This is a genomic window from Parafrankia sp. FMc2, from assembly GCF_041008525.1.
Taxonomy (GTDB): Bacteria; Actinomycetota; Actinomycetes; order Frankiales; family Frankiaceae; genus Parafrankia.
Map to the genome: position 1 here is coordinate 22,708 of NZ_JBFLUG010000030.1, position 26,669 is coordinate 49,376.

Genomic DNA, 26,669 nt, shown 5'->3' on the forward strand with positions numbered 1-26,669 from the left:
CCGGCCGGGCGCCTACCCCTTTGGTCGGAGCAGGACACCGGATCTGGACGTGCCCGGGTGCTTCCCCTGTTCGGCCACCCCCCGGGCCTGGCCGCCGTCTACGCCTGGGGGCCGGCGGCCGGACTCGACGTCGGCGTGGACGCCCATGTTGACGTGCTCGCCGCCGCCGCCGCCGCCACCACCGCCGCGCTGGCGCTGCTCGCCCGAGCACGGACCAGGCCGACCGACCGACAGGGCGGGAGCCCCCGCCGTGGCCGGTCCCCCGGCGGGCGGCGTCGGCGCGGGCGACCGGGAACGAGACGACGCGCGGACGTTCCGGTCACATCCGCCGCGGCGGGCCGCGGTCGCGGTCGGGACACTGCTGGGAGCCGCCTGGCGGTCAAGCTCTACCCCGCGCCCCTGCTGCCCGCCGCCGCGCGGCGCCGCCCCGTCGTCCTCGACGTGGCAGCCGCGGTCATCGGCCTGTCCTACCTGCCGCATGTCGCCGTGGTCGGCACCGACGTGCTGGGATTCCTGCCCCAGTACCTGTCGGTCGAGGGCTACGGGGAAGGACACCGTTTCCTGCCGCTCGGCCTGGTGGGCCTGACCGGGACGGCGACGAAGACGGCCGCCGCACTGATGATCGCCGCGGCGGCCCTCGCGGTGTGGCGCACCGACCCGACCCGGATACCCGTGGAACGCGCAACCCTGCGGCTGGTCGGGACGGCCTTAGGAAGATCCGCACGTATGCCGATGTGGCGCGGTCCGCCGTCCAGGTCGTCGAGCCTGTGCAAAGGTGACCAGCATCTCCTCGTCCTCACGCTCCAGCCCTCAATGGTTCAGCCGCCTTCGCGTACAGATGCGAGAACTCGGCGCAGGTCGACTGCGAACGGGGGTAGTTGCTCTCTGGCCGCGGTGTGCAGTATCTCGAGGTCGACGGACCCGTAGCCGTGGACGATCCGGTTACCTAGCCGGACAGGCTGCTTCCAGGCGATGTCGGGAAAGCTCTTGGTGATCCCGTCGGTGAGTTTCTGCGCCTGATCGGCCGCTTCGATCATCTCGCTGAGAAGGAGGACGTCACGCCGCATAGACGGGCCGTGCCTCAGCCAGGACGGACGAGCGGAGCAGCGGGTGGAGCCCGCGGACGGAGACCAGGTCGACGGGCCGTCCGAACAGGTCGGTGAGGTCATCGGCGAGCTGTTCGATGTTCCAGCCCAGACGCCGGCCCGGCGCAAGGGTGTACAGGATGTCGATGTCGCTGTCTGCGGTCGCGGTGCCGCGCCCTTGTGAGCCGAACAACTGGAGTTCCACGATCCCGTAATGAGCGCAGATCTCGGCCAGGCGCGCCCCGTCGATCTCTACTCCTGCGATGGACCCCACTGGTCAAGGGTAGCCGCGGGGAGCTCGACGTCCAGGACGTGATAACTCCGAGTGGAGGCGCCCACGGGGCGACTCGAGCTCTGGTTTGCCTGGCGCCAGCAGCGGACCCGGCCAGCGGCGTGCGGGACCGGGCCGCACCCGGCATCCCGAGGCATGCTGATCATTCGGCAGCCGTAGCCGATGCTTCGGTCGCGGACGTACGGCGGCGCGGGCGCGCGGTTCCGCTAATAGACGCCCTGTTCGTACGATGGGGGATGATGATCACGGGTCCGGGGGTGGTGGGGTGGTGGTTCGGGTTGTGCTCGGTTCTGTCCACGGGGCACTATCCTCAAGCCGCCCAAGGTCGCCGAGAAGATCGTCCCGGTCCTCGCCGAGGAGGAGCTGAACCTCCTGTCGAAGACCTGCAAGGGCAAGACTTTCGTCGACCGCCGCGACGAGGGCGAGCGGTCGCGAGCAGGCTGTCGTGGTGGGGCGGACCACGGACCCGGTCATATCCTCGTCCGGCAGGACGAGAGCCGGCGAGGATTGTCCGTCCATCGCGTCGGTAGGCTGCCGACCATGGCGGAGCTGAGTGACGTCGAGCTGGACGCCCTGGTCGAGCGTGCCGTCGTCGACGCCTACGGTGAGGACGAACAGCTCGCGGCGTTTCATACAGTGATAGGGGACAATCTCGCTGTTCCCTTCCGGACCACCGTCCTGGGCGTGGAAGTGACGGTGATGGGGATCGATCTGCTGCCTGGGAGCGCTATCGTCGCGGTCTGCGCCCGTGGGAGGTACCGCCAGGAGATCGGGATTCTGGACCTGCCACTGCCCGGCCCTCCTCCAGACGGGGCGGAATGGATCGAGGCCTACCGGCGCTGGGCAGCCTGACGGCGAAGTGACAAAATAAGGCAGAAGATGTCCACGTACCAGTACTACGAGTTCCTGGCCGTCGACCGGCCTCTGAATGCACGGCAGCAGGACGAGGTCCGTGCGCTGTCCACCCGGGCCAGGATTACCGCCACCAGTTTCACCAACGAATACCACTTGGGTGACTTCGGTGGTGATCCTCGGAAGATGGCGGCCGTCGACCTTCGTGGGGATCTGCGGGCGCTGGCCTCGCGTTCCGGTACCACGGTGGAGTTTGCCCGGCGGTTCACGCGCCTGCGCGAAGAACATCTCCGGAAGCCCAGCCTGATCGCACGTTTCGACCGTGCTGGCCTCGGTGCGGTCACGATCGGGCAGTAGTGACGACCCGCAGTAGTGATAATCCGGCGTTCAACGGTCAGATCGGCTCGATGAGGATGTCGGCGTGGTCGAGGGTGGCGGTGTAGGCGGTCAGGTCGTCCGGGTCGCTGGTGAGGATCTGGGCGGGGGCGTGCAGTGCGGCGGTGATGACGCCAGGGTGTCGATGACGTCCGGCCGCTTCTTCGTGGGAAGACTGGCATTGGCGAGCATGGCCCCTGCCCGTTTGTACGAGTCGAGGGTGAAGGTTCTCGCGCAGGCGACGATGCCGGCGGGGATGTTGGCCGTGCTGCGGATGAGTGGCGTGCTTTCCCGGGTTTGTGGCACGGTGCAGTCCTTCAGATACTGGCTGAAGGCGTGTATTACTTTCGGGTCCGGTCGCCACGCCTGGGCGAGGACCGCGCCGATGGGAACCGGCCGGTGTGGCGCCGCGCGTAGGCCGTGATGCAGCAGTCGCGCCGTGGGGTTGTCGCGCAGGAGCGCTACGAGCATTCCCGTGTCGTAGACGACGGTACGGGTGGTCACGCGACGCTCGCGGCATCCGTTCCGAGCGCGCTGGCCAGGACCCGGTGGACGAGGGCCTGCTCGTCCGCGGCCAGGGCGTCGAACGAGGGCAGGTCCGTCTCGGGGAGGTCGGCGGCCTGCTCCAGTGCGGCCTGGTTGCGGGAGTCCAGTGCCGCGAAGGCCGCCGTGGCGGCGTCGTCGCGTGCCATCTGAGCGACGGCCGCCGCGATCATGTAGGCGGACACGTCCATACCTGCCGCCATCGTAACACGGCGTATTACGCCGGCATCCGCACGTACGTCGCGGCGGCGCAGTGGTTCGCCGCCTAGCACCTGCGTGCACGCCGACTGGGTGGACAGCACCGCTGGCGGTTTCCTTTTATTCGACGAGGCGGATCGCACAGTGGCGGGTGGCGGCGCGGGCGAGCCGGGCGTCGGAGGTGACGAGGGTGATGGCTCGGAACTCCGCGAGCGCGACGTAGGCGGCGTCGTAGCCGCTGATGCCGGCGCGGAGCTGCCACATGCGGGGGAGGAACGGTTCGACGGGAACGTGGTCGACGCCGAGCCGGGGGATCCGGTTGATCGCGGCGTGCGCCTGGTCATCGCTGATCCTGCCGCCGAGAGCGAGCCCGCGCATGACCGAGAACAGCTCGATCTTCCAGTGCTCGGGAGCCGCCCACTCGGGGTCGGCGCTCAGGATCGAACGGGCTCTCCGTCCTCGGTCGTCGGCGTAGACGAGGGCGTTGGCGAGCACGGAGGCGTCCACGACGATCATCCGGAACCACGCGTGCCTGGCTCGCCTGTCGACGTCGGCTCGACGCGCATGGCGCGGGCGGCTGCCAGCACGTCGGCGGCGGCTGGAGCATCCGTGCCGGCGCCGCCGCCCGCCGCGAGTTCGTCCTCCACGGTGACGAGGACCTGCTGGTTGAGGGCGTACCGAGACTGCCGGGTGAGTACTCCGAGCAGGAACGCCTGCAGTGACTGGCCTTGCTGGCGGGCGTACTGCGCGAGCGCGTCCCGTACGTCTTCCGGTACATCGCGTATGGTGACTGCAACTGTCATGCCTGCATTGTGGCTGCATAATGCAGGCTAGTCAAAGTAGAGTCACGGTCGAGGCCACCCCTTCCCGCAGGATCAGGGCCGAGGTCGCAACGTCACCGCCGCGTCCGTCCGACGTCCTGATTGCGTCCTGATCCGGACATCAGACGGAATCGTTGCGCCGGTTGGGCGAGTTCGGACGGGCCTAGAGTGGACGAATGGCCGTTCGTGTCGTCCTTGCTGAGGACAATGCACTGCTCCGGCATGGTCTTGCGACGCTGATCGAGCGGGCGGACGGGCTCGACCTGGTCGGCACGGCCACCGACCGGCCGTCGCTGGAACAGGCCGTCCGCGATCACGACCCGGATGTCGTGGTCACCGACATCCGGATGCCGCCGTCCCGTTCCGACGAGGGCATCAAGGTCGCCGGGTGGCTGCGCCGCGAGCGGCCTCAGGTCGGAGTGGTCGTGCTGAGCCAGCACGCCGAGGCGACGTACGCGCTGGCGCTGCTCGAGGGCGGCTCGTCGGGCCGTGCCTATCTGCTCAAGGAGCGGGTGGCGGGTGTGGATGATCTGCTCCGTGCGATCCGCGCCGTCGCGGCCGGGGAGTCGGTGATCGACCCGGCCGTGGTGGAGGGCCTCGTCGCCGCGAACGCCCGCCGGCAGCACAGCGAGCTGGAACGGCTGACCCCGCGGGAGCTGGAGGTGCTGAGCCACATGGCCCAGGGCTGGAGCAACGCGGCGATCGCCGCGGCGCTCGTCCTGTCCGAACGGGCGGTGGAGAAGCACTCCAACTCGATCTTCGCGAAGCTCGGCCTCACCGACGAGCCGGACCTGAACCGGCGGGTGAAGGCCGTCCTGCTGTATCTGCACTCCGGGCACCGCCCGGCCAGCGGGCCGACGGGGAAGGTAGCCACACCGGGGTGATGGCATGGCTGCACCCTTGGGTGCCGGGCCGGGTCCGGCCAGACTGATGTCATGAGCTCCTCCCCGGCGGTCTCCGTGCTGGTCGTCGATGACCAGCGCCCCTTCCGGCTCGCTGTGCGGGCCGTGCTGCGCCGCGCCGCCGGCTTCGTTCTCGCCGGTGAGGCGGAGACGGGCGAGGCCGCCCTGACCGCCGCCGCCGAACTGCGCCCTGACCTGGTGCTGATGGACGTGAACCTGCCGGGCATCAACGGGGTCGTCGCCGGCTCCCGGATCCGGCAGGACGCCCCGGGCACGGTCGTCGTCCTCTGCTCCACCTACGGCCGGACGGACCTGCCGGCCGCCGTCGCCGACAGCGGGCTGGACTACCTGTGCAAGGAGGACCTGGCCCCGAACGTGCTGCGCGACATCTGGCACCGGCACACCCCGCCTCCCGGCTCCGCGCAGGATCTGTAGACGGCCCGCCGTCGACCCGGCCCGCTGCCGGCGCCGGGCTTCGCGGCGCCGGTCCGACGAAGCGGGCTATTCGCCCCGCAGGACGGTGCCGGGCAACAGCCGCCCTGCCCGCGCGGCCGGCAGGGTGGCGATGACCAGGGCGGTCAGCACCGCGGCCGGGGGCAGGGCGACCAGCAGTCCGACCGGCACCGCCAGGTCGGTGGACACACCGGTGGCCATGGCGATCTCCCACCAGGCCAGCCGGCCGATCAGCAGCCCGAGCGGAATCCCGATGCCGACCGCCAGCACGGCGGTCACACAGGACGTCACCAGCGGGATCCGCGCGGTCTGCCCGGGTGTGAACCCGAGGGTGCGCAGGATGGCGAGCTCGCCCTGCGAGGAACGCCAGGTGGTCCCGACGGCGTGGCCGGCGGCGGCGATGGCGAGCGCCGCCAGGACGGTCTGCAGCATCGTCGGCAGCCGCCCCATGCCGCCGAGGTTCGCGACCTCGGTCGGCACGAACCCGGTGTCGATCTCGTACTCGGTGCCGAGGGCGGCGGCGAGGTTGACCGGGTCGACCTGCGGGATGGCCCGCACGAGGGCGCTGCGCAGCGGCTGGGTGCGCTGGACGCGGGCGAGCATGTCGGGCTCCACCAGCATGCTCTCGCCGAGACGCTCGCCGCTGAGGACGGGGCCGATCCCGATGCCGGTGACCCGCAGCTGGGCGTGGCCGCCGTTGTTCGTGGAGACGCTGAGGTGGTCGCCGACATCCAGGTCGAGCTGGCGGGCGGTCCGCGGGCCGATCGCCACCTCGTTCGTGCGCCGCGGTGCCAACCCTTCGAAGAGGGTCCAGCCGACGTCGGGCCCGGCCGCCCCCGGTTTGGGGGAGAGCGCGTAGACGGCGACATCAACCCCGGGGTCGACGTCACCGCGGCCGATCGCGCCCGGCCCGGCGTCACCGGGCCCGATGCCCACCAGCGTGTCCGGAGCGGGCAGCGCATGCCCGTGCTCGTCGATCTCGACGGTCGCGGTCGAGGCGTCCAGCATGCTGACCGCGGCGACCCGCGGGTCCGCCGCCAGCCGGTTGACGATGTCCGGGCGGGCGTCGGTGATCTCCAGGTCGGCGTTCCAGCCGTACCGGTGCGGATCGTCGGCGAGCCGGCTCATCCCGCCCGCGATCGTCGCCGCGGCGATGAGCCCGGTCACCCCGATGGCCGTCCCGGTGATGGCGGGCCGGCGGGCAGCCGCCGCCCGGTCCCGCCCGCGGTCGAGCGCGAACGAGGCGCCGATCCACAGCCAGACGGGGCCCCGTCTGGCCACCGCGTTACCGGGGCGCCCGGCCCGGCGGGACACCGGTGCCCCACCTGGCAGGGACCCGCGCGGCGGGCGGGGCTGGCCGGGCGCCGCGGACCATCCTGCCGTCGCGGACCATCCGGGCGCCGCCGCGCCGGGCCGCCCGGTGAGCACCCGGCCGAGTTCGCCCGGGCGCTGGCCCGCCCGGATGGCGGTGATGCCCGAGATCAGGGCTGTCGCCACCAGGCCGGCCCCGGCGGCGATGCAGGCCAGGGCGGTGTTCCCGGCGTAGCCGGGGTGCGGCTCCATCCCGGCGAGCGGCCCGAGCGGTTCGAACCGGCCCGCGAGCAGGGGACCGGCCGCGGCGACAGCGGCGCCCGCCGCGGCGGCCGGAGCGGCGGCGAGCACCCGGGCACCGGCCCGCCCCAGCGCGGGCAGGCCGAGCACCGCCTCGATCTGCTGGGTACGCGCGCCGGCGGCGTGATGGCGGAAGAAGGCCTGGCTCGCCGCGGCCATCCCCGCCACCCCGACCACGGCGGCAAAGACGATCAGCCCCGTGACCAGGACCCGCTGCGTCGCGGCGATGCGGGCGTCGCCGTCGGTGGCCGGCCGGGACACCTGCAGCGCGGGGAACTCGCTGGCGAGCGGGTCGGTGCGCAGGCCCAGCCCGATGCGCCGCAGCGCCGAGGAAGCCGTCGTCATGGCCTCCGGGCCCGGCTTCAGCCGCAGCATGACCAGGGTCGTCACGGCGTCGAGCCGCGCGGCGAGCGCCGGGGAGACCGTGAGGGGCGTCTGGCGGACGTTCTCGCCCGCCATCCGGGTCAGGCCGGTCACCACCAGCTTCAGGACCGGCCCGCCCGGCGTGCCGAAACCGGTGTCGAAGTTCAGGAAGTCGGAGGTCGTGAGCAGGCGCAGCGTGATGGTGTCGCCGACGTCGAACCCCCACCAGCCCGCCGCCCGCTCGTCCAGCAGCACCTCGTCGGGCGCGCGCGGGTCGTGGTCGCGGCCCTTGACGACCACGGGCGCGTACAGGTCACGCGGGCCGCCGGTGTCCCCGAGGATGCCGATGTAGGAGACGGACGCTCTGTCCTCGATCCGCCCGACCGCGCCGACTGCCGTCCTGGAGCCGACGACGCCCGGCACCGTGGCGATCTGGCGGGCCACCTCCGGATCCCGGCCGAGGTAGTTGACCTGCAGGTCGGGCACGGCGGAGGCGCGTTCGAGACGGTCGTGGGCGGTGGCGGTGCGCCGGATCAGCGCCGCCGTCCCGGCGACGACCCCGACGACCACGCCGATCAGGACGCCGAGCGCGGTGAGGGCCACCCAGCGGCGCCGCAGCTCGGCCCGCGCGATCATGCCGACCGCGCCCAGGACGCCTCTCATCGTGCCGCCGGGACGATCCCGAGCACCCGCGTTCCCGTTCCCACCGCGGACTCCCAGCGCAGCGTTCCGCCGATGGCGCCGATCCGGTCCGCCATGTTGGTCATGCCATGGCCGCGTTCGGATCGCTGCGGGTCGAAGCCGGGCCCGTTGTCACGCACAGTGAACGTGAGGGCGCTTTCCTCCTCGACGAGCAGGATGTCCACGGAGCAGCCGGCCGCGTGCTTCGCCGCGTTCTGGAGGGCCTCCAGGCAGCAGAAGTAGACGGCGGCCTCGATGTCGGGCGGGTAGCGGCCGACCCCGTCGGCACCGACCGTGACGCCGACAGCCGACCGCTGCCCCGCGGCGCGAAGCGCCTCGGCCAGGCCGGAGGAGCGCAGCAGCGGTGGGTAGATGCCATGGGCGAGGTTGCGGACCTCGGCGATCGTCTCGGTCACCTGCTCGGCCATGGCGGCGAGCAGCTCGTCGGCGGCCGCGGCGTCTTCGTTCCGAGCGGCCGCGGCGTCCTCGTTCCGAGCGGCGGTGGCCTCTTCGCCCATGCTGTCCGCGACGAGGTCACGGACCAGCCGCAGCCCGACGGCGAGCGAGACGAGCTGCTGCTGGGCCCCGTCGTGCAGGTCCCGTTCGATCCGCCGCCGCTCGGCGTCGGCCGTGGCCACCAGACGCGCCCGGGAGACCCGCAGCTCGTCGTTGGCGTGACGCAGGTCGGCGAGGGCGTCCCGCAGGTTGGCGTCCAACTGGCGGTTGTGCAGGACGGTGCCGAGCCGGGTCCCGAGCTCGGCCAGCATGCGGTCCTCCTGCTCGGAGAAGCGTGGCGCCTCCGGTGGGCGGCTCACCACGAGCATGCCGAGCAGCGCGCCGCCGGCGCGGGCCGGGATCACCCGAACCTGCAGGTCACCGTGCCTGCGGGCGAGGTTCGGCACCCACAGGGCGAGCCAGCCGGGCCCCGCCACCCGGGTCCGGGCGAGCGCGACCAGATCGGCCACGCTGAGGTTCATCGCCGACCCCACCTGCACCCCACCGCCCAGGCCGTCGCCGTCGCCGTCGGAATCGGAATCGGCGTCGGAATCGCTGTCGCTGTCGCTGTCGCCGATGGTGACACCGGCGCCCGCGGGCGGGGTGCCCTCGATGTCGGGAAGGACGACGGCGGCGGTCAGGCGGCCGGCGGCTCCGGTCCAGATCTCCACCCGCTGCAGCGTCAGGCCGCGCCGCAGCGCCTCGCCGAGCCCGCGGAGGGTCTCGTCCAGACCGACGCCACGGCTGGCGTCCTCGCCGAACGTCCGCAGGACGTCGTCCGGCGCGTACCGGGCACCTCGTACCACGCCGAGGACCACATTCAGCGTGCGGGCCCGGGCGGCCGCCGCGGTGGCCGCGGCGAGTGCGGTGGCGACCAGCACCGGTCCGGTGAAGTCCTCACCGCCGTCGAGCGGACGGTGCCCCAGCACGGCCAGCGCGGCCGTCAGGCCCAGCGCGGCGACTCCGGCCAGGCAGGCCAGGTCCGCCGCGATCATCAGGGCCTGCTCGGACCGCAGCCGTGCCCAGGGAACCCAGCCGGCGCCCAGCCCGACCACGAGCAGCACGACGTCCACCGTCAGCGGGACCGACCAGCCGGGGCTGTGCCCGCCGAGCAGGCGGGGGGCCGCGCACATCGCGGTCACGGCCACGGCGGTCAGTAGTGCGGCCGACGCCAGCTGGCGGCGCGGATGCGTCATGCCACCACCTCGGATGCCCCGGCCACCTCGGACGCCCGGGCCTGGTCGGGTGATGCTGACGCCTCGGGCGGGGCGGAGACCCGGCCGTCGCGCATGGTCACGATCCGCTCGGCGCCGGCGGCGACCTGGCGATCGTGGGTGACCATGAGGATGGTCTGGCCGCGGCGGTGCAGCCGGGTGAACAGGTCGAGGACCTCGGCGGCCCCGGCGGAGTCCAGCGCGCCGGTCGGTTCGTCCGCCAGCAGGACCGTCGGCTCGTTGGCCAGCGCCCGCGCGATGGCCAGCCGCTGGCGCTGCCCGCCGGAGAGCGTGCCGGGCAGCGCGTCGGCCCGCTCCAGCAGACCGAGCAGGTCCAGCAGGTCGTGCCCGCGCCGGACGGAGGCCCGCCGGCCGGCCCCGGACAGCCGCGCCGCCAGGACCACGTTGTCCGCGACCGTCATCGTCTCCAGCAGGTGGAAGAACTGGAACACCATGCCGACGTGGCGGCGGCGCATCCGCGCCAGGTCGGCCTCCGAACGGGCGACCAGGGACATGCCGGCGACCGTCACGGCCCCCTCGTCCACCCGCTCCAAGCCGGCGACGACGTTCAGCAGGGTCGACTTCCCGCTCCCGGACGGTCCCATCACCGCGACGAACTCGCCGCGCGCGACCGTCAGCCCCGCACCGCGCAGCGCGTGCACCGGCGCGGTGTCGGCGGCGAACGTCCGGTAGACCGAACGCAGCACGACCACGGGGCTCTCCGCATCCCCTGGCACCGCGACCGCCCCCTTACGTCCGCGCCTGGGCACGGCCCCCGTCCCCGTCTGTCCGTCGGCCGGCCGCCTGACGGCCCTGGGCCGGCCTGTTCTCCGGCGGCCCGTCCACCAGTCGGATCGGACTGCTCATTTCACCCGATCGCGGCCTGTCGGGGAACACCCGCGGCGCGGCGGGCGTCCGGCCCGGTCCGGGCGCGGGCCGGAATCTGGCCCCCTGTGGCTTCTGGGTGGGACGGAAGTCGTTGCGCCACAATGGATGTGGTTCGTGTGCTGTGGGTCGGATGTGGTCTGTCGCCAGCCTGACCGCGAAACTCGCTCGATTTGGGGGGTTCACCTGCGCAGACTGGGTACGTGCAGCCAATGGCCCGTCACCGTCGTCCCGTCTCGCCCAGCCGGACCTCACGCCCGGGCAGCCGTGGTCGTGTCGCGCGTCCCGCGGTCGCCGTGGCGGCCACTGTCGTGGCGGCTGGCGCCGTCACCGTCGGCACGGCGTTCGCCGTGTCCACGGGTCCGGCGCCCGCGAGCCAGATTCCCGTGCCGAGGGCTGACGTCATGACCGCCTCGATCGACCGCCCCGGCGCCGTGCCGCCCTCACCGAGCGAGTCCGCGGTGATCGCGGAGGCGGTGCGGAGCAGCTCGCTCACCTCCGCCGTGCCGGCGCGCAGCTACCACGTGACGGGGACGGTGCTGGCCGCCTCCGACCAGACCTGGGCCTGGGTCGAGCTCGTGCCCGTGGTCGACGACGTCGACCGCGCCGAGGCCGTGCTGCACCGCGGCGAGGGTGGCTGGGAGCTGGTGCAGCTCGGCAGCTACGAGGTCGGCTGTGGCCTCGTGCCCGACAGCGTCGCCACTGATCTCGACCTGGAGTGCCCGGACGACACGCCCCGGTACGACGCCTGATCAGCTCGTCCGGCTCAGGCGATCGCCGGGGCCGTCCCCCAGCGGGGCCGTCCTCAGCGGGGCCGTCCTCCGCTCAGCGCTGCTGAGGCGGAGCCATGCCGGTGGGCCGGCCGGTGGCGAGCAGGTCCCGGATCTCGATGAGCAGCCGGGCCTCGTCGCTGATCACCGGCTCCTCCTCGACCGGCTGCGGCTCGCCGCGCCGCCGCAGCTCGTTCGCCTTCGCGATCGGGAGGACGACCAGGAAGTAGATCGTGGCGGCGACGATCACGAAGGCGAGCACGTCGTTAATGAAGGTGCCGTAGCGGAACACGCTGCCGTTGATCGTGAACGTCAGGCCGTCGAAGTTCGGCTCCCCGCCGATGGCGGCGATCAGCGGGGTGAAAAGGTTCTTCACCAGTGAGGTGACGACGGCGGTGAACGCGGTGCCGATGACCACCGCGATGGCCAGGTCGACGATGTTGCCCCGCATCAGGAACTGCTTGAAGCCCCGCAGCCCCGGCCCGATCAGGCGGGTGGGTGTCTCGACGACCCCGCGCCCCCTGCCGGCGGCCCTCTCCCATCCGGACATTCCCGCACCTCCGCACTCTGGACGTCCCGCCCACGGCGGCGGCCCGGTGGCCGGCCGCGCGGGAAGCACATGACCGGCTGGTTCGCCGCCGGCGGACGGAGCGCTGGGCCCGGGATGCGAGTGGACCCGCCCGGTTCCCCCGTATGTCTGCCGTTGGCAGGGTAATGGGGGGTTGCTCCGGGGTGGTCAGCGGATGGTGCTGTCGGGGACGTAGGTGATGTCCCAGAGACGGGCGGTCATGTCCGTGCTCGTCGTGGCGAGCAGCAGGCCGTAGGGGGCGAACGCGCACGCCATCACCGTGCTGGTGTGGCCGGTCAGCGTCGCCACCGCGGTGCCCGTCGCGACATCCCACAGCCGGGCGGTGTCGTCGGTGCTCGCGGTCGCCAGCACCAGCCCGTCGGGGGAGAACGCGCAGCTCTGCGCGGAGCCCGGCAGGGTGAGGGTCGCCGTACCGGTCGGGACGTCGGTCAGCCGGGTGCCGTCGTTGCTGGTCGTGGCCAGCAACAGTCCGTCGGGCGAGAACGAGCAGCCGTTCGCGAAGTTGGTGTGGCCGTCGAGGTCACGGATCCTCTCACCGCGTGCCGCGTCCCACAGCAGGGTCTGGTCGGCGCCGGCGGTGACAAGCAGGTGGCCGTCCGGGGAGAACGCGCAGCCGTAGACAGCGCCGCGGTGGCCGGCGAGTGTGGCGAGACAGGAACCGGTCGACACCCCCCACAACCGGACGGTGCGGTCGGTGCTGACGGTGGCCAGCATGGTCCCGTCGGGGGAGAACGCGCAGCCGTAGACGGGACCTTTGTGGCCGGCGAGGCTCAGCACGGCCCGTTCGGTCGCGATCTCCCAGATCCGTGCGGTCTTGTCGGCGCCGGTCGTGGCGAGCAGCCGCCCGTCGGGGGAGAACGCGCAGCCGTGCAGGCCGGCGATCCGCCGCCCGGCCAACCGGCCGGCGGTGCGGCCGGTGGCGACGTCCCACAGCCGGGCCCCGTCCCGGCTGGTGGTGGCCAACAGAGTGCCGTCGGGGGAGAAGGCCGCGCAGGTGACGTCGCGCTCGTGGCCGCTGAGCGTGCGCCGCGCCGTCACCTCGACGTTGCGGGACGGGCGGCTGGTGCGCTCGAAGCCGCGCAGGTCGGCGGGCAGGGCGGTGCCGCCGGCCGGGGCCGGGCCGGAGGGCAGCGTGGTGGCGAGCCAGTCGACGTCCCGCACCGGCGCCCCGGGCTCGGCGTGGGTCTCGACGAGGCTGCCGGGGGCCTCCGCGGCCAGGTCGAACAGGGCGCCGTCGCTGAGCCGGACCCGGGCGAGCACCGACCCGGCGTCGAAACGCGCGCCGGGCTCGACGAGCCAGCGCACCATGGTCGCCCGCCCACCTGGAATGTCCCAGCGGGCGGGCTGCACCACCGGATTGGGCCGGGCGGCGACGATCCGCCGTGTCGACACCGTCGCCGCCCAGAAGGCCGCGCCGAGCACGACGGCCTGGTCCGGATCGGGGAGGGCGAACACGTGCTGCGCGGGCCAGTCGGTGCCCACCCCCAGCCGCCCGGCGAGGATCTCGGTGACGACCGGCATCCGGGACGCGCCGCCGACGGGCAGCGCCCCGGCGAGCTTCTCCGGCGTGATCCCGGTGGTCTCCAGCAGGTGCTGGCAGCAGGCCATCGTCCGGGCCAGGGTGGGTGAGGCCAGCTTGGTGAACCGGTCCCGGTCCAGGCTGACGAGCAGGCCGGCGGGGCTGAACACGTCCTCGACGAAGGCGACGTCGGTGAGCTGGTGTTTCACCGCGCGGGCGAAGTCGAGCAGCTCGTGGCGGGTGCGGCTGGCGGCGGTCTGGAACATCTCCCCGACACCGGACGGGTTGAGCAGCGGCTCCAGCCCGGGCCCGTAGTGCCCGAGGATCTCGTCGTAGAGGAGCTGGTCGAAATCCCGCCCGCCGCAGTCGTGCAGCGTGCTGTGACCGAGCAGCTCGTGCCGCCCGCCCTCCCCGAACAGAACGAGGGACGCCTCGAAGGTGCCGCCGCCGAGGTCGTAGACCAGCACGAGATCACCCGGCCGGGGGCTGGCGGGTCCGGGCGGTGCCCAGGCGACCGCGACCGGCTCGGCGAGCAGATCGACGTCGACGAACCCGGCCTCCTCGGCCGCGTTGATCATCGTGCGGCGCAGGGGCCCGGCCGGGTCATAGCTCGCCGGGACGGTGACCACGGCCCGGCGCAGCGCCACCCCGTCCACCTGGGCCTCCGCCTCGGTACGCAGCGCCGCGAGCACCGCGGTCACCAGCCCGGCCGGGGGATGGCTGCGGCCGTCCAGCACGATGCCGGCGTTGCGGGTCAGCGCCCGCTTCACCCCACCGTGGTAGGCAGCCGGCCAGATGCGCTTGCGGCGCTCGGCAAGGGTGCCGACGACCAGCAGGTCGCCGTCCACCAGAACCGAGGAGGGCCAGGCCACAGCGCCGCTCGCCGGCTCCCGGACCAACGCGACCTGACCGTCGACGACCAGCGCCGCGGATGCCTGGTAGGTGCCGTAGTCGATCGCGAGGATCGGCTCCCCCACCGGCACCCCTCCGTTGACCGTCGCGGCCTGAGCCCTTCGGCCGGTGGTGACATCCCACCGTCTGGACATCCCACCGTCTGGACGTCCTGCCGCCTGGACCTCGGCCGGACGTTCGACCGCAGGTCACGGCGTTGTCCGGAGATGGCCGACGTTGTCCGGGCATCGTAGCGGCGGTCCACGCACCGTGGTTCGGCGGGCCGGGTGTGCGACGGGATGGGAGGGGTAGGCGACCAGAGGAGATCACCCGGCGCGGGCCGCGCGGTCACCCGCGGCGGGGGTGAGCAACACCGCTCGGGCCTGGCCCGAGTGGGCCCCTGTGACCGGCTCACAGCTGGAGGTTCCGGTTATGCGCATCGCCATCCCGCGACGAGCGGATCCGCAGCACGCCGTCACGCCTCCGGGCCCAGGGCCCGACCCCGTCCCGCCGGGGCCGGGGCCCGATCCGGTGCCGCCGGGCCCTGGTCCGGACCCGGTACCGCCGGGGCCGGGGCCCGATCCGATGCCGCCGAGCCCTGATCCGGACCCGGTGCCCCCGAATCCGCTGCCGGACCCGGTTCCCCCGCCGCCCGGCCCCGATCTGCTTCCCGGAGTCGCCGGCGCGGCGCCCGTGGCGGTTCCGGGTAGTCGGGTTACGGGTAGTTGTCTGACATGAGCCATCGCCCCGAGGGAATCCCCGCCCCTGAACTGTCCGATGCCGACCTCGTGCGGGAGGTACGTCATCTGCACCTGACCAGGCACGACACGTTCCTCACCGGGAGCGAGGATGCATTCGAGACGCACACCCAGCGCATGCTCGAACTCGAGCGTGAGTACCTGCGCCGCTTTCCGGACTCGGCCAGCCCCGACCCGCGCCGGACCAGGGCCGGCCGCCGCCGCGCGGCCGGCCTTCTGCCTGGCTGAGGCCGGTGGGGCGGGCCCGCCGCCCCGCTGACGTCGCCGATCAGGTCCGGACGGCCTGCCCTGGCCTGATCGGGCCGGGTCGGGTTGGAAAAGACAGCGGCCGCCACCTCGTGACCGTCGGGCGGTCAGGAGGTGGCGGCCGGCCGCGGTGAGGCGCGGGCGATCACGAGATCGCCGCGGTTCCGAGGCGCCCGAGAATCAGGTGGTGGGTGCCGGCTTCTCCGGCCGCCAGGCGCCGCCGAGCAGGCCGGCCGAGCCGACGACTCCCAGCCCGACGGCGATGAGACCGCCGGCCCACCCGTCGAGGTCGATCCCGATCGCGTGGTCCAGGGACGCCTTGCCCGGCCCGAGGATCGCGATGCCGGCCGCGACGACCGCGATCATGAGCACGTATTCGTATCCCTGGCCCGGCTTGAAGATGAAGAAGCCGTTCTTGCGGTGGGCGGTGATCCCCGCCACCACCATGGTCCCGATGATCGCGCCCGCGCTGAACGGGGTCAGGAACCCGAAGGCGAGGCCGAAACCGGCCGCGAGTTCCGTCAGGCCGGACATCCAGGCGTGCACGATGCCGGGCTTCAGGCCCATGCTCGAGAACCAGCCCGCGGTGCCCTGCACGCCGCCGGGCCCGAAAATGTGGTTGTAGCCGTGGGCGACGATGGTCAGGCCCACGACGATTCTGAGCACGAGCGCCGCGGTGTCGGGCGAGGTCACGGGTACTGCCTCCAGGGGAGGGGACCGGCCGTACGGACGGTTGGGATCCATGGGTATGAGTGGCGCGAGGTTGTTCACCGGGTCAGAGGGGTCTGCCGCACCGCAGACGCTAGCGGTACTTCGTCGCAGATTCGACAGCTTGCGCTCCGAAAGCCGGCCCGGTGGCTTTCTGTTCAGCCGGTGGTCCCGTTCGTGGTCCCGTCCCCAGGGGGCGCAGCCGGCGCCGGGCCGGTGTCGAAGTGGCGGGGCGCGCGGTCGGGGCGGGCTCCGTCCACTGGTCCGAGCCCGGTCACGGCGGCGACCGTTCGCAGCCAGGAGGCGGTCAGCTCCGACCGGACGGTGAGAGCGGTGCCCGGGTCGTCGAGGGCGTCGGCAACGGGAAGAACGGCGCCGTCATCCCTGGTCCAGGTGGGGCTGTAGGTGAGGCCGGCGATCACCCAGCCGAGCCCGGTGTTGCGTACCAGCACATGCAGCAGCAGGCCGTCCCGACTCCGGGCGCTGCCGGGGGCGCTCCCCGGGGCGTCGCCGCGGGTACCCCCGGCGGAGGCCGTGGCGGCGCTCATGCCGTAGGCGACGTACTTTCCGTTGACTGCCTCGAACGGCTGCACCGCGCCGCTGCCCGAACCCACCACCAGATCGATCAACGGCGAGCCCAGCAGCTCGCGGGCGGCGAAACGCTGCCGTTCGGTCGGTGGGGTCGGTGGGGTCGGTGGGGTCGAGGTGGGCGATGCGGGCGATGCGGCCGGTGCCAGGGAGCGGGGGCCACGCCAGTCCAGGGAGGCGATGACCAGGTCGGCTCCGGCGTCCCGGGCGCGGGCCGCGTCCTGCAGGATCCGCACGGGGTCGAGGCGATCGACTCCGCCGTCGGTGTCACCGCCCGTCGCGGCGGAGGGGGCCGCGGACTGATCCGCGTCGGTGGCCGAAAGCAGCGCGATCTGGGCGCCGTGGACCGGCAGCAGGGTGAGTGTCCCGGCCTCGGCGCGGTCGCGCGCCGCTCCGCTGTGGTTGATCGAGGCGCCGTCGAGCGCGTCCAGCAGGCTGCGTCTGTCCGCATCCCCCAGCTGGGCGGTGTGACTGGTCGCGGTGGCACAGGCGTCGAAACCGGCCCGGCGCAGTGCCTCGGCGGCTGGCTCGGGCGCTCCCGTGAGGGCGGGGCCCTGACAGACCGCGAGGTCGGCGGAGGAGAGCAGACTGTCGAGCGGCGCCAGTGTCGCTTCGGCCGCGGCACCGGTCAGGAGAAGCTCGCCGCTGAAGATCAGCGTCAGTTCCGTGGCCTCCCGGTCCGGGCCGCGGCCGCGGCCGCCTGACGGACCTCCCGTCGACGGTGGCCAGGCCGACCGGGCGGTGGTGTCCGGGGGGATGCGGACGCCGGCGGGATCACTGCTGACAGTCAGCAGATGCCGGCTCAGGACGTCCGGATACAGCCCGAAACCGACAGCCGCGGCCGCCAGGACGAGAGCTCCCGCGATCAGGAGCCGCCCGGACGGAGGGTCGTGCCGACCATCCGTCGGCACTGCGGGGCGCGGGCTGGTCACTTCGGGCGGGTGCGACGAACGTGGGCGATGCGCGGAACGTGGGCGGTGCGCGGAAAGCGGCCGGTGCCAGGAAAGCGGCCGGTGCCACGAGCGCCTGCGACGCCAGGGACGCAGCTGGTGCCGGGAGCGTCTGCGCGGCATCGTCCCCATCGCTCGGGCTGGTCGGACGGGTGGACCCCTCCAACCTAGGCGACGGGTGTCGGCCTCACTACTCTTGGTAGTTCGATCTTTCTGAGAGGTGAGGCCGATCCCGCGTCAGACCGCGGCGGTCCCTTCCGCCGCTGAGATCGCCGGCACGGACTCGATGATCCGCGTCAGCATGGAGCGCAGCGCTGTGCGCTCGTCGGTGGACAGGGGGGAGAGCAGCAGGTCGTTCATGCGTTCCACCCGGCTCGCGACATGGCTGTGGGTCGCCTCGCCGCGCTGCGTCAGCCGCAGGACGTTGCGGCGGCCGTCGCGAGGATCGCGGACACGGCGGATCAGGCCGCGCTGCACGAGGCGGGCCACGACGTCGGCGACGGTGGAGCGGTCGAGCGACGCCCGTTCGCCCAGCGTGCGCTGGTCGATGTCGGGGTCGGCGAGCAGGCTGTTGAGAACGACGAACTGCGGCGGAGTCGTCTCGGTGGAGACGACTGCCGTCCAGAGTTGATATGTGACCTGCTGCAGACGGCGGGCGAGCTGTCCGGGGTGTGTCGACAGGTCTGCGACGGGCCGCGCACGGCCGGGGTCGGTCTCCTCGGCCGGCCGTCTCGGTCCCGGGTATCGCTGGTTCACGGCGTCCTCACGGGTCTGGATGGTCACATGCTCGGATCGTGTGGGCGGGGTCAGGGCTTCGTTCCATTCCGGGCGGTAGGGCGGGGACGTTCGTGCGCCCGACGGCAGGGCTTCGCGTTGGTCATCATCTCGCATCTGTACGCCCGTTGCCGGCAAGCCGGAGGAATCGAACGAGGGCGACCCCCCGGAACGGGTAACTCATCCGGCATGTTCCAAAACATCACTGGTTACTGAAAGATATGGATCGTGCGGTGCCGGACCTCCGCTGCCGATCTCCGATGATGTTCATCGTGCTCAGCGAGTGTGCCTGACATGGCGCCGTCCGGGGGCGGACCGGTGCCAGGGGGATCGATTCAGGCTGCTCGTCGGTGTGGCCGTGCCGTGTTTGGCGTAGCCCGAGCGGGCCCTTGCCAGGCCGCAGGACCTGGGCCTTCGTATCGGCCCGGGCAACCTCCCGGGAACAGGTTGCAACCCTGGGACCAGATATGTCAGCGAGACCTATGTCAGGAAATATCGCCTGACGAGCGTCCTGTGCCGCATACAGTCGTCCAGGATCGGGATGCGTACGTCACGTCTGTCACGCCCGGGAACAAGAAGGTGGACTTCTTCGTACCGGGCCGGCCGGGCCCCTTGGTGGTGCGACCCGCACGGCCTACCTGCCGTGTCCGGGAGGGCACCTGCCGGCGGGAAACGGCGCCATGCCCGTGCAGATGCAGCCGGTGGAAGACCGTGTGCTTACGTGTCGTGAACCCGACCATAGGGTCGTCTGTGTCACCGTGGTGCGGCACCGAGGTTGTGTCCGAATTGGCGGTGATGTGCCCGCTCGCGGCCCGATGCGGGGCCGCCCGACACGGATGTGGCGTTCGGGGAGTCAGAACGATCGGCGTGGGTACCCGACCGTCATGGATGACGCACCCCGCGGTCTGCGGGAAAGCCTGAAACGGGTCGCCGTCACGCTCAAGGAGGCACAGATCCCCTTCGCGCTCGGCGGCAGCTACGCCTGCTGGGCACGCGGCGGGCCCGAGCCGGTGCACGACGTCGACTTCATGCTCCGCGAGACGGACGTCCCGCGGGCGGTGGACGTCCTGTGTGACGCCGGGCTGCGCCCGGTGGACCCGCCGGAGGACTGGCTGACCAAGGTCTACGACGGCGACGTCCTGGTGGACCTGATCCACCACCCGGTCGGGCGGGCGGTGACGGACGAGATGCTGGCCCGGTCCCGGGACATGTCGGTCGACTCCGTCCGGATGCCGGTGCTGGACGCCACCGACTGGTTCGAGATGACCCTGCTTGCTCTGGACGAGCGCTACTGCGATCTGGGCCGGGTCATCCCGATGATCCGGGCGATGCGGGAGCAGGTGGACTGGACGCAGGTGCGCCGGGCCACCGCGGAGTCGCCGTTCGCCGAGGCCGCCCTGCTCGTGGCGACCCGGTTGCAGCTCATTCCCGCGCCCGCCGGCCTGTCTCCTGCCGGTCCGCCCGGTCCACCGTTCACCGGTCCACCGTTCGCTGGTCCACCGTCCGCCGGTCCGTCGCCCGTCGGCCTGCCGTCCTCCGGCCGGGGGTCTGCGGGCGAGGCGGTGACCACCCCGCCGGCTGACAGCGGGGCGGTGACCGGCGCGCCCGAGAGCGTCTCAGCCCCGGCCTTCGGCTCGGACTCAGCTCTCGTCTCGGACTCCGGCCTGGCCGCGGCCGGGCAGCTGGACGTCACCGAACCGGCCGAGTACCTCGCAGGTGAGCTGCGTGAACGCCTGGCGGAGGACCCGCGGGTCGCCGAGCTGGGCCTGGAGGTCGCCGTGGCGTCGGACGCCGTGACCGTGCGGGGCGAGGTGGCCCTGGAGACCCGCCGGACCGCCGTCGACATCGTGCTCGCCGAGATCGTTCCCGACCGGCCGATCCGTAACCAGGTCACTGTGTCGCAGCAGGAGTCCCCGCCGACGGTGGAGAGCGTGTCGTGATCAGAATTGCCGCCGTCGGTGACATCCACCTGGGTACCGACTCGCCGGGGTCGTTCGCGCCCTGCCTGGCCGGGATCGGTGACCTCGCCGACGTCCTCCTGATCGCCGGCGATCTCACCCAGCACGGCAGTGTGGCGGAGGCCGAGGTGGTGGCCGGCGAGCTTGCCGGGGCCGAGATCCCGGTGATCGCCGTGCTCGGCAACCACGACCACCACGGCGACCAGCCCGACCAGGTGGTCAAGGTGCTGGCCCAGGCAGGCGTCCGCACGCTGGAGGGTGAGGGGATGGTGCTGCGGGTCGGCGACACCTGCCTCGGGGTCGCCGGTGCGAAGGGTTTCGGCGGCGGGTTCGCCGGGGCCAGCGGCAGCGACTTCGGTGAACCGCTGATGAAGGCGTTCGTCCGTCACTCGAAGGAGGTGAGTGCCGCGCTGCGCGGCGCCCTCGACGCCCTGGAATGCGACATCCGGGTCGCGCTCACGCACTACTCGCCCGTCCCGGACACGCTCGCCGGTGAGCGCCCGGAGATCTTCCCGTTCCTCGGCAGCTACCACCTCGCGGAGGCCGTCGACGGCGGCCGCGCCCAGCTCGCGCTGCACGGGCACGCCCATGGCGGATCGGAGAAGGGCCGTACCGCCGGCGGGGTGCCGGTGCGCAACGTCGCCCGGCCGGTGATCGGCCGGGCCTTCGCCCTGTACGAGGTCAGCGCCCACGACACCTGCTCTTCGTGACATCTCCGTCACGGTGAGGGTTCTGTTGTCGCGGTCAGGGAAGGCATCGCCCGCGAGGGCGGCGGATGGCCCACCGCCCCTGGACGGAAGAGGCCTGACATGCGCGAGCCAGACGTCGTCGATGTGCTGACCGCCGACCACACCAGGATCGAGCAGTGGTTCCGCGACTACGAGCGGACCCCGTCCGCGGTCGAGCGCCGGCGCCTGATCACCAACATCATCATCGAGCTCGTGCGGCACGCCGAGGCCGAGGAGATGTACGTCTACCCGCGGGCGCGCCTCGTGCTCCCGAACGGCCACACCATCGTCGACCGGGAGATCGCCGAGCACGCCGAAGCCGAGCGGATCATGAGCCGGCTGGACCGGATGAAGCCGATGGACGCCGGTTTCGACCCGCTGGCCCGCGAGCTGATGCGCGTGGTGCGCGGGCATGTGCGCGAGGAGGAGAAGGGCTGGTTCCCGGTGCTGCGGCGGCTCATGCCCGTCCAGGACCGCCGTCGCCTCGCCGAACTGGTGGAGGGCGCCAAAGTGGTCGCGCCGACCCGCCCGCACCCGGGCGCCCCCGACCGGCCGCCGCTCAACGTCCTCGTCGGGGTGGGAACGGGAGTGGCCGACCGGGCCCGCGACCTTCTCTCCGGCCGCCGCCAGCGCTAGCCGGGCACCCGCACCGGGCTGCCGGGCGGTTGCCCGAACGTGCCAACGGGTCGGGAAACGTCCGGTCCGAGGTGGGGCTGACCGCCTGCTGCGGGTAGGGCCCAGAACACGCCGGTGGCGTCGCCGGTCACGAACCGGCGACGCCACCGGGTCGCGGGGCATCCGAACGGAGAGGACGTCACATGTCGATGGATCGGGGCAGTGCCAAGCACGGACCTGTGCGCGACGAGGTGATGGCTCACGAGGTCCGGGGCATGGTCCGTGCACGCCGGGACACCCGCGCCGAGGAATGGAAATCCCCCGAGCCGCCGGCCGAGGAGGCCTCGGCGCTCGCCGCCCGTCCGGACGGTGCGGGACTGCTCGGCAGCACGCCGCCGGGAATGACGCCGGCGGACGTCGAGGAGCGCTCGGAGCTGGGCCGCTGGCTGGGCCGGGCGGTCTTCCCCGCCGAGCGGGACGAGGTCGTCGACCACCTGCGCCACCACCATGCGCCCGACCGGGTGGTGGACGAGGTCCGCGGGGCGCCGGAAGGCGTCCAGTTCACCTCGCTGGGCCAGCTCTGGCGGGCATTGCGTTCCGACGCCCACGTCGAGTCGCGGCGTTACTGAACCACTCCGCACAACCCCTGGGCGGTCCGGTGCGAGTGGTGGGCGGCTCGCGGCCCGTAAACCTGCTGACCTGGGTGAGAAATGTTGTGGGTGAATAAGGATGTCGATGGCGGGCGGACCGGTACGAGGAGCGAACGCCGGGCAGAAGCCTGGCATGGATGGTCCTGTCCTGGAACGACGAACGAACCGACGCACCCGGTCCACCGCGCGAGCAGAGGTGCCCAGCCCGCTCGCGGTGCGGCCCGAACCTCTGGACGGGGCCGACGGCCCCCCCGCCACCGGTCCGGAGGGATCCGGACGGGGAAGGCCGGACGGCAGAACACGCCCCGCGGCGAGCGGGCAGCCGACCGGGCAACGTGGTCCGGCCACCGGGCAACGTGGTCCGGCCACCGGGCAGCGGCGGCCAGCCGCCCGGCCGCGGCGACCGGCGGCCGGTCGGCGGCGGCCGGTCAGTGGAGACCACCGGGTGTCCCGGTGGGTGTCCGCGCACCCGATCGCCTTCGCACTGATCGGGGCGGCGATGCTGCTCGTCGGATCAGCGCTGGTCGGCGCCCTGGACCTGTTCGCGGTAGGCGCCGTGCTGGGTTTCTGGACCCTGATCGTCGCTACCGGCCTGGTGCTGGGGCGTCCCGGCATCGACTGGGCGGTGCCGACCGACGAGCTCCGGCGGGCAGCGCGGCAGGCGTTTGCCGACTACCGGCGTGAGGCGAGCGGCGCGATGCGCAGACTGGTGCGGAGCGGCGGCGCCTCGCTGCCGAGGGGGAGCCGGTCCGCGCCGACGCCCGCGACCGCGCCGACAGCCGCCCCCTCAGACGGGTCGGCGGAGCGTGCCAACCGCTGAACCTGGGTAGGGGACAGCCATGGCTGGGACCTTGGGTGTGGGTGGAGCAGGATCCTCCGACCTGCTGGTGACGCTTGCCGGTGGTCTCGACGAGCAGGAGCGTGTCGAGACCATGCGGATCATCACGCGCCGGCTGATCGCCGAGCGTGCTGCCGCGGCCGGCGGCCAGCGTGAGCGGCAGGTGGACGTCGGCACCCGCAGCAGGGCGTCGCGCGGGCGACGCCCGGTCACGCCTGCGGCGACCCGCTCTCAGGACAGTGACACCAGACGCCCGGAGAGCGGAAACGGCCAGCCGCTGAAGAACAGCCAGGCCCTGAAGCCCTGAGGCACTGGCCGGGTGACGTCAGCCGCAGGTCAACCGCAGCAGCCGCCCCCGCAACAGGCCCCGCCACCGCCGACGGCGGGCGCGGCGGCCATCGCGGGCGCCGACGCACCACGGCTCACCGCCACCGCGGAGAAGACCCGCGAGGTCTCCAGGTGACCTGCGGGGCACGGGGCCGCGGTGGTCGTGTCACTGTGGATCCCGCGACGCACCTCGAAGGACGCGTCGCACACACGGCATCGGTACTCGTAGGCAGGCACGAGCCAAGGATAGGCCGGCATCGCGACACGATGCCGGCCTGTCGCCCGGCCGGGTACCGGCTCCCGGGCGTCAGCTCCCGGGGGTCGGCGGGCCACCGCCGATGGCGGCGTGGCCCGACGGCGTCAGAGCCGCTCGATGATCGTCGCGTTGGCGAGGCCGCCGGCCTCGCACATCGTCTGCAGGCCGAACCGTCCACCGGTCTGTTCCAGCGCGTGCACCAGGGTCGTCATGATCCGCGCACCGCTGGCTCCGAGCGGGTGACCGAGAGCGATCGCCCCGCCCCGGGCGTTCACCTTCTCCGCCGGGGCACCGATCTCGGCGCGCCAGTCGAGGACCACCGCGGCGAACGCCTCGTTCACCTCGAACAGGTCGATGTCGTCGAGCCGTAGTCCGGAGCGCTCCAGGACGCGGCGGGTCGCGGGGATCACGCCGCGCAGCATCAGGAACGGGTCGTCACCGACGACCGCGAAGCTGTGCAGCCGCGCCCGCGGGCGCAGACCCAGCTCCCGGGCACGCTCGGAGGTCGTGATCAGCAGGGCGGCCGACCCGTCGCTGATCTGCGAGGCGTTGCCCGCCGTCACACTCCAGCCGATCTCCGGGAAGCGGGCCGCGCTCGCCTCGTCGTAGAACGCGGGACGCAGGCCGGCGAGCGCCGCCAGGCTCGACGTCGGGCGGATGCCCTCGTCCGCGGCCACCTCGACCACGGACCCGTCCGGGCGGGTGACCTTCACCGGTGCGATCTCGGGGGTGAACAGGCCGTCCTGCGCGGCCGCGGCAGCGCGCAGATGGCTGGCGAGTGCGAACTCGTCCATCTCGGCACGACTGATGCCTCGGCGGGCGCCGATCAGCTCGGCGCTGATCCCCTGCGGGACGAGGCCGGCCGGGTACCGCTCGTTGAGGCGGATCCCGCGGCTGTCGCCGGGGAGCGCCGCGGAGCCCATCGGCACGCGGCCCATCGACTCGACGCCGGCGGCGAGCACCATGTCGTACGCGCCGGAGATCACCCCCTGGGCGGCGAAGTGCACAGCCTGCTGGGACGAGCCGCACTGCCGGTCGATGGTGGTCGCCGGCACGGACTCGGGCAGGCCGGCCGCGAGCCCCGCCCAGCGGGCGATGTTCGCGGACTGCTCCCCGGTCTGGGTGACACAGCCGGCGATCACGTCATCGATCAGGGCGGGGTCGACCCCGGACCGCTCGACGACCGAGGCGAGGCTGTGGGCAAGCAGGTCGACGGGGTGGACCGGGGCGAGGCTCCCGCTGGCCCGCCCGCGCCCGATCGGGGTCCGTACCGCTTCGACGACGACGGCGTCACGCATCGGATGCTCCTCCGTCCCGAGTGAGTCCGAAAACCAGACTCACCGTGCTGCTTCAGTGTGGACCACTAGGTTGGAAAAGGCAACTCACCGCATGGGTCTCGCTGTGGGGGTGGTGTGGCGCGGCCCACGGGGTGTCACTCCGCGTCGACCAAGGGGGCGCCACCCCTCCCCGCGGGAGGCCGCCTGTCGAGGCGACCGGCGGCCGGAGCCCACGTAGCCTGAGGTCATGGCGGCTCCGCGATCATGAACGGGACCGGGTGTGCGGCGGGGGTGCCGCCGGTCGTCGCCGAGGTGCTGCGCGGTCGGGCGTCCGAGGCGGATGTCCTGGTCGAAAGCCGGATCCGAGGCACCGTCGTGGGGCTCGGCCCGGACGGCACCGTAGAGCTGTCCGCCGGCGATCCGGGTGCCGTGATCTCCCCGCGGTCCACGGTGAAGCCGATGCAGGCCGTCGGCATGCTGGCAGCCGGGCTCGACCGCGCGTTCGGTCCGGGCGGGCGAGGTATTCCACCCGAGCTGCTCGCGATCGTGTGCTCGTCGCACAGCGGCGAGCACACGCAGCTGGCGGCGGTCCGGGCAGTGCTCGCGGCGGTCGGGCGGACTCCGGCCGACCTGGCCTGCCCGCCGGACCTCCCGCTCGGGCGGCTCGCCTGCGAGCGGCACCTCGCCGCCGGTGGCGGACCCGAGCCGTTGTTGATGAACTGCTCAGGCAAACACGCCGGGATGATCGCCAGCTGTGTGGCCTCCGGCTGGCCGGTGGACGGCTACCAGGACCCGGATCATCCGCTGCAGCTCCGGATCCGGGCGTCAATCGAGGAGCTGGTCGGCGGCCCGGTGGCGGGCACCGCGGTGGACGGGTGCGGCGCGCCCCTGTTCGGGATCCCGCTGGTCGGCCTTGCCCGCGGGATGCGGAGGATCGCCCAGGCCGCTTCGGGGCCGCGGTCGCCCCGGCAGCGGGTCGCAGCGGCGATGCGGGCCTTCCCCGACCGCGTCGGCGGCCCGGGCCGGCCGGACACGGAGCTGATGCTCGCGGTGCCGTGGATCATCGCCAAGGACGGCGCCGAGGGCGTCTCGGTGGCCGCGACGGCGAGTGGCCTCGCGGCCGCGGTGAAGATCGAGGACGGGTCCCAGCGGGCGGCCATGCCGGTGCTGGTCGCCGCGCTGCGCCGCCTCGGTGCCTTCGACGGCCCGGATGCGGTGGACGAGGTGGACGAGGTGCGGCTCGCGGCGATCGGCGTCCCGAAGGTGCTCGGGGGTGGCGTCGAGGTGGGCAGGCTGCGGGCGTTTCTGGCGCCCTGAGAGTCGGCGACGTGCCCGGAAACGGTGTTGCGTGCGCGGGATAGCGGGTGTGTGCAATGCTGTCCGTCACATAAGCCTCACTCTGGGACATGGTCTGGGGGAGGGGGTAACGCGCGCGGTCCGGCCGATCACTCATCAGG

Annotated in this window: 31 protein-coding genes; 14 read left to right on the forward strand and 17 right to left on the reverse strand. The window is 72.7% G+C overall.

What is annotated here, in order from left to right:
- Positions 1 to 57 precede the first annotated feature (57 nt).
- Positions 58 to 927 carry a hypothetical protein gene (locus tag AB1460_RS13185; protein WP_368961426.1) on the forward strand — a complete coding sequence of 290 codons (870 nt, stop codon included), beginning with the start codon at positions 58 to 60 and terminating at the stop codon, positions 925 to 927.
- Here AB1460_RS13185 and AB1460_RS13190 read toward each other — a convergent pair.
- Together AB1460_RS13190 and AB1460_RS13195 are read right to left on the reverse strand one after the other, a co-directional pair.
- Entirely contained in the window at positions 819 to 1,169 is a 351-nt protein-coding gene (locus tag AB1460_RS13190; RefSeq protein ID WP_368961428.1) for a DUF86 domain-containing protein, read from the reverse strand. The two genes, AB1460_RS13185 and AB1460_RS13190, sit on opposite strands and share 109 nt — an antisense overlap.
- Positions 1,057 to 1,359 carry a nucleotidyltransferase family protein gene (locus AB1460_RS13195; protein WP_368961430.1) on the reverse strand — a complete coding sequence of 101 codons (303 nt, stop codon included), beginning with the start codon at positions 1,357 to 1,359 and terminating at the stop codon, positions 1,057 to 1,059. Before AB1460_RS13195 ends, AB1460_RS13190 begins: the two co-directional genes overlap by 113 nt.
- Before the next feature lie 558 nt (positions 1,360 to 1,917).
- Here AB1460_RS13195 and AB1460_RS13200 point away from each other — a divergent pair.
- A complete protein-coding gene (locus AB1460_RS13200; RefSeq protein WP_368961431.1) occupies positions 1,918 to 2,229 on the forward strand; it encodes a hypothetical protein in 312 nt (103 codons plus the stop codon).
- A gap of 27 nt (positions 2,230 to 2,256) precedes the next feature.
- The gene (locus tag AB1460_RS13205; protein WP_368961490.1) at positions 2,257 to 2,586 is read left to right on the forward strand and encodes a hypothetical protein; all 330 of its coding nucleotides are present in this window, start codon (positions 2,257 to 2,259) and stop codon (positions 2,584 to 2,586) included.
- 90 nt (positions 2,587 to 2,676) lie between these two features.
- Here AB1460_RS13205 and AB1460_RS13210 read toward each other — a convergent pair whose 3' ends face one another.
- The 4 genes from AB1460_RS13210 to AB1460_RS13225 all read right to left on the reverse strand — a co-directional run bounded on the left by AB1460_RS13210 (position 2,677) and on the right by AB1460_RS13225 (position 4,148).
- Positions 2,677 to 3,108, reverse strand: coding sequence for a hypothetical protein (locus tag AB1460_RS13210; RefSeq protein ID WP_368961432.1), 432 nt, complete (start codon positions 3,106 to 3,108; stop codon positions 2,677 to 2,679).
- Entirely contained in the window at positions 3,105 to 3,338 is a 234-nt protein-coding gene (locus tag AB1460_RS13215; protein ID WP_368961434.1) for a hypothetical protein, read from the reverse strand. The genes AB1460_RS13210 and AB1460_RS13215 overlap by 4 nt, the downstream gene beginning before the upstream one ends.
- Positions 3,339 to 3,465: 127 nt before the next feature.
- Positions 3,466 to 3,861 carry a type II toxin-antitoxin system VapC family toxin gene (locus AB1460_RS13220; protein WP_368961436.1) on the reverse strand — a complete coding sequence of 132 codons (396 nt, stop codon included), beginning with the start codon at positions 3,859 to 3,861 and terminating at the stop codon, positions 3,466 to 3,468.
- Positions 3,858 to 4,148 (reverse strand): FitA-like ribbon-helix-helix domain-containing protein, encoded by a 291-nt coding sequence (locus tag AB1460_RS13225; RefSeq protein ID WP_368961438.1) that lies wholly within the window; start codon positions 4,146 to 4,148, stop codon positions 3,858 to 3,860. The genes AB1460_RS13220 and AB1460_RS13225 overlap by 4 nt, the downstream gene beginning before the upstream one ends.
- Positions 4,149 to 4,342: 194 nt before the next feature.
- Here AB1460_RS13225 and AB1460_RS13230 point away from each other — a divergent pair, with 194 nt between their 5' ends.
- On the forward strand, positions 4,343 to 5,050 hold the full coding sequence (locus AB1460_RS13230; protein WP_368961440.1) for a response regulator: 708 nt from the start codon (positions 4,343 to 4,345) through the stop codon (positions 5,048 to 5,050).
- A 51-nt stretch (positions 5,051 to 5,101) separates the two neighbouring features.
- On the forward strand, positions 5,102 to 5,503 hold the full coding sequence (locus AB1460_RS13235; RefSeq protein ID WP_368961441.1) for a response regulator: 402 nt from the start codon (positions 5,102 to 5,104) through the stop codon (positions 5,501 to 5,503).
- A 66-nt stretch (positions 5,504 to 5,569) separates the two neighbouring features.
- On the opposite strand, the gene AB1460_RS13240 is transcribed toward AB1460_RS13235, so the two are convergent.
- The 4 genes from AB1460_RS13240 to AB1460_RS13255 all read right to left on the reverse strand — a co-directional run bounded on the left by AB1460_RS13240 (position 5,570) and on the right by AB1460_RS13255 (position 11,176).
- Positions 5,570 to 8,158 carry an ABC transporter permease gene (locus tag AB1460_RS13240; RefSeq protein ID WP_368961443.1) on the reverse strand — a complete coding sequence of 863 codons (2,589 nt, stop codon included), beginning with the start codon at positions 8,156 to 8,158 and terminating at the stop codon, positions 5,570 to 5,572.
- Positions 8,155 to 9,867 (reverse strand): sensor histidine kinase, encoded by a 1,713-nt coding sequence (locus AB1460_RS13245; protein WP_368961444.1) that lies wholly within the window; start codon positions 9,865 to 9,867, stop codon positions 8,155 to 8,157. Before AB1460_RS13245 ends, AB1460_RS13240 begins: the two co-directional genes overlap by 4 nt.
- Complete coding sequence (locus tag AB1460_RS13250) at positions 9,864 to 10,622, reverse strand: ABC transporter ATP-binding protein (protein WP_368961446.1); 759 nt, start codon at positions 10,620 to 10,622, stop codon at positions 9,864 to 9,866. Before AB1460_RS13250 ends, AB1460_RS13245 begins: the two co-directional genes overlap by 4 nt.
- A gap of 368 nt (positions 10,623 to 10,990) precedes the next feature.
- Positions 10,991 to 11,176 carry a hypothetical protein gene (locus AB1460_RS13255; RefSeq protein WP_368961447.1) on the reverse strand — a complete coding sequence of 62 codons (186 nt, stop codon included), beginning with the start codon at positions 11,174 to 11,176 and terminating at the stop codon, positions 10,991 to 10,993.
- Between AB1460_RS13255 and AB1460_RS13260 the strand changes: the two genes are divergently transcribed.
- Entirely contained in the window at positions 11,175 to 11,522 is a 348-nt protein-coding gene (locus tag AB1460_RS13260) for a hypothetical protein (RefSeq protein WP_368961448.1), read from the forward strand. The two genes, AB1460_RS13255 and AB1460_RS13260, sit on opposite strands and share 2 nt — an antisense overlap.
- Positions 11,523 to 11,595: 73 nt before the next feature.
- Here AB1460_RS13260 and mscL read toward each other — a convergent pair whose 3' ends face one another.
- Complete coding sequence (gene mscL / locus AB1460_RS13265) at positions 11,596 to 12,090, reverse strand: large conductance mechanosensitive channel protein MscL (protein ID WP_368961449.1); 495 nt, start codon at positions 12,088 to 12,090, stop codon at positions 11,596 to 11,598.
- 186 nt (positions 12,091 to 12,276) lie between these two features.
- The gene (locus tag AB1460_RS13270; protein WP_368961450.1) at positions 12,277 to 14,625 is read right to left on the reverse strand and encodes an Hsp70 family protein; all 2,349 of its coding nucleotides are present in this window, start codon (positions 14,623 to 14,625) and stop codon (positions 12,277 to 12,279) included.
- A 648-nt stretch (positions 14,626 to 15,273) separates the two neighbouring features.
- Here AB1460_RS13270 and AB1460_RS13275 point away from each other — a divergent pair.
- Positions 15,274 to 15,525, forward strand: coding sequence for a DUF6158 family protein (locus tag AB1460_RS13275; RefSeq protein ID WP_368961452.1), 252 nt, complete (start codon positions 15,274 to 15,276; stop codon positions 15,523 to 15,525).
- Between the two features lie 198 nt (positions 15,526 to 15,723).
- Here the strand turns inward: AB1460_RS13275 and AB1460_RS13280 are convergent, their stop codons facing one another.
- From AB1460_RS13280 to AB1460_RS13290, 3 genes are all read right to left on the reverse strand, one after another.
- Complete coding sequence (locus tag AB1460_RS13280) at positions 15,724 to 16,236, reverse strand: DoxX family protein (protein WP_368961453.1); 513 nt, start codon at positions 16,234 to 16,236, stop codon at positions 15,724 to 15,726.
- Between the two features lie 173 nt (positions 16,237 to 16,409).
- Positions 16,410 to 17,750: a CapA family protein gene (locus AB1460_RS13285; protein WP_368961454.1), complete on the reverse strand. Its 1,341-nt coding sequence runs from the start codon at positions 17,748 to 17,750 to the stop codon at positions 16,410 to 16,412.
- 276 nt (positions 17,751 to 18,026) lie between these two features.
- The gene (locus AB1460_RS13290; RefSeq protein WP_018639131.1) at positions 18,027 to 18,572 is read right to left on the reverse strand and encodes a MarR family winged helix-turn-helix transcriptional regulator; all 546 of its coding nucleotides are present in this window, start codon (positions 18,570 to 18,572) and stop codon (positions 18,027 to 18,029) included.
- An 875-nt stretch (positions 18,573 to 19,447) separates the two neighbouring features.
- On the opposite strand from AB1460_RS13290, the gene AB1460_RS13295 reads away from it, so the two are divergent.
- From AB1460_RS13295 to AB1460_RS13320, 6 genes are all read left to right on the forward strand, one after another.
- Positions 19,448 to 20,503, forward strand: coding sequence for a phospholipid-binding protein (locus tag AB1460_RS13295; protein ID WP_368961456.1), 1,056 nt, complete (start codon positions 19,448 to 19,450; stop codon positions 20,501 to 20,503).
- Positions 20,500 to 21,231: a metallophosphoesterase family protein gene (locus AB1460_RS13300; RefSeq protein ID WP_368961458.1), complete on the forward strand. Its 732-nt coding sequence runs from the start codon at positions 20,500 to 20,502 to the stop codon at positions 21,229 to 21,231. Before AB1460_RS13295 ends, AB1460_RS13300 begins: the two co-directional genes overlap by 4 nt.
- A gap of 99 nt (positions 21,232 to 21,330) precedes the next feature.
- On the forward strand, positions 21,331 to 21,885 hold the full coding sequence (locus AB1460_RS13305) for a hemerythrin domain-containing protein (RefSeq protein ID WP_368961460.1): 555 nt from the start codon (positions 21,331 to 21,333) through the stop codon (positions 21,883 to 21,885).
- 182 nt (positions 21,886 to 22,067) lie between these two features.
- Positions 22,068 to 22,493 (forward strand): DUF2795 domain-containing protein, encoded by a 426-nt coding sequence (locus AB1460_RS13310; protein WP_368961461.1) that lies wholly within the window; start codon positions 22,068 to 22,070, stop codon positions 22,491 to 22,493.
- A gap of 478 nt (positions 22,494 to 22,971) precedes the next feature.
- A complete protein-coding gene (locus tag AB1460_RS13315) occupies positions 22,972 to 23,334 on the forward strand; it encodes a hypothetical protein (RefSeq protein WP_368961462.1) in 363 nt (120 codons plus the stop codon).
- Positions 23,335 to 23,353: 19 nt separating this feature from the next.
- On the forward strand, positions 23,354 to 23,659 hold the full coding sequence (locus tag AB1460_RS13320; protein ID WP_368961464.1) for a hypothetical protein: 306 nt from the start codon (positions 23,354 to 23,356) through the stop codon (positions 23,657 to 23,659).
- Between the two features lie 29 nt (positions 23,660 to 23,688).
- On the opposite strand, the gene AB1460_RS13325 is transcribed toward AB1460_RS13320, so the two are convergent.
- Complete coding sequence (locus AB1460_RS13325; RefSeq protein WP_084131392.1) at positions 23,689 to 23,916, reverse strand: FmdB family zinc ribbon protein; 228 nt, start codon at positions 23,914 to 23,916, stop codon at positions 23,689 to 23,691.
- A 123-nt stretch (positions 23,917 to 24,039) separates the two neighbouring features.
- Positions 24,040 to 25,233 carry a thiolase family protein gene (locus tag AB1460_RS13330; protein WP_368961465.1) on the reverse strand — a complete coding sequence of 398 codons (1,194 nt, stop codon included), beginning with the start codon at positions 25,231 to 25,233 and terminating at the stop codon, positions 24,040 to 24,042.
- Positions 25,234 to 25,476: 243 nt separating this feature from the next.
- Between AB1460_RS13330 and AB1460_RS13335 the strand changes: the two genes are divergently transcribed.
- Positions 25,477 to 26,529 (forward strand): asparaginase, encoded by a 1,053-nt coding sequence (locus tag AB1460_RS13335; RefSeq protein WP_368961466.1) that lies wholly within the window; start codon positions 25,477 to 25,479, stop codon positions 26,527 to 26,529.
- Positions 26,530 to 26,669 lie beyond the last annotated feature (140 nt).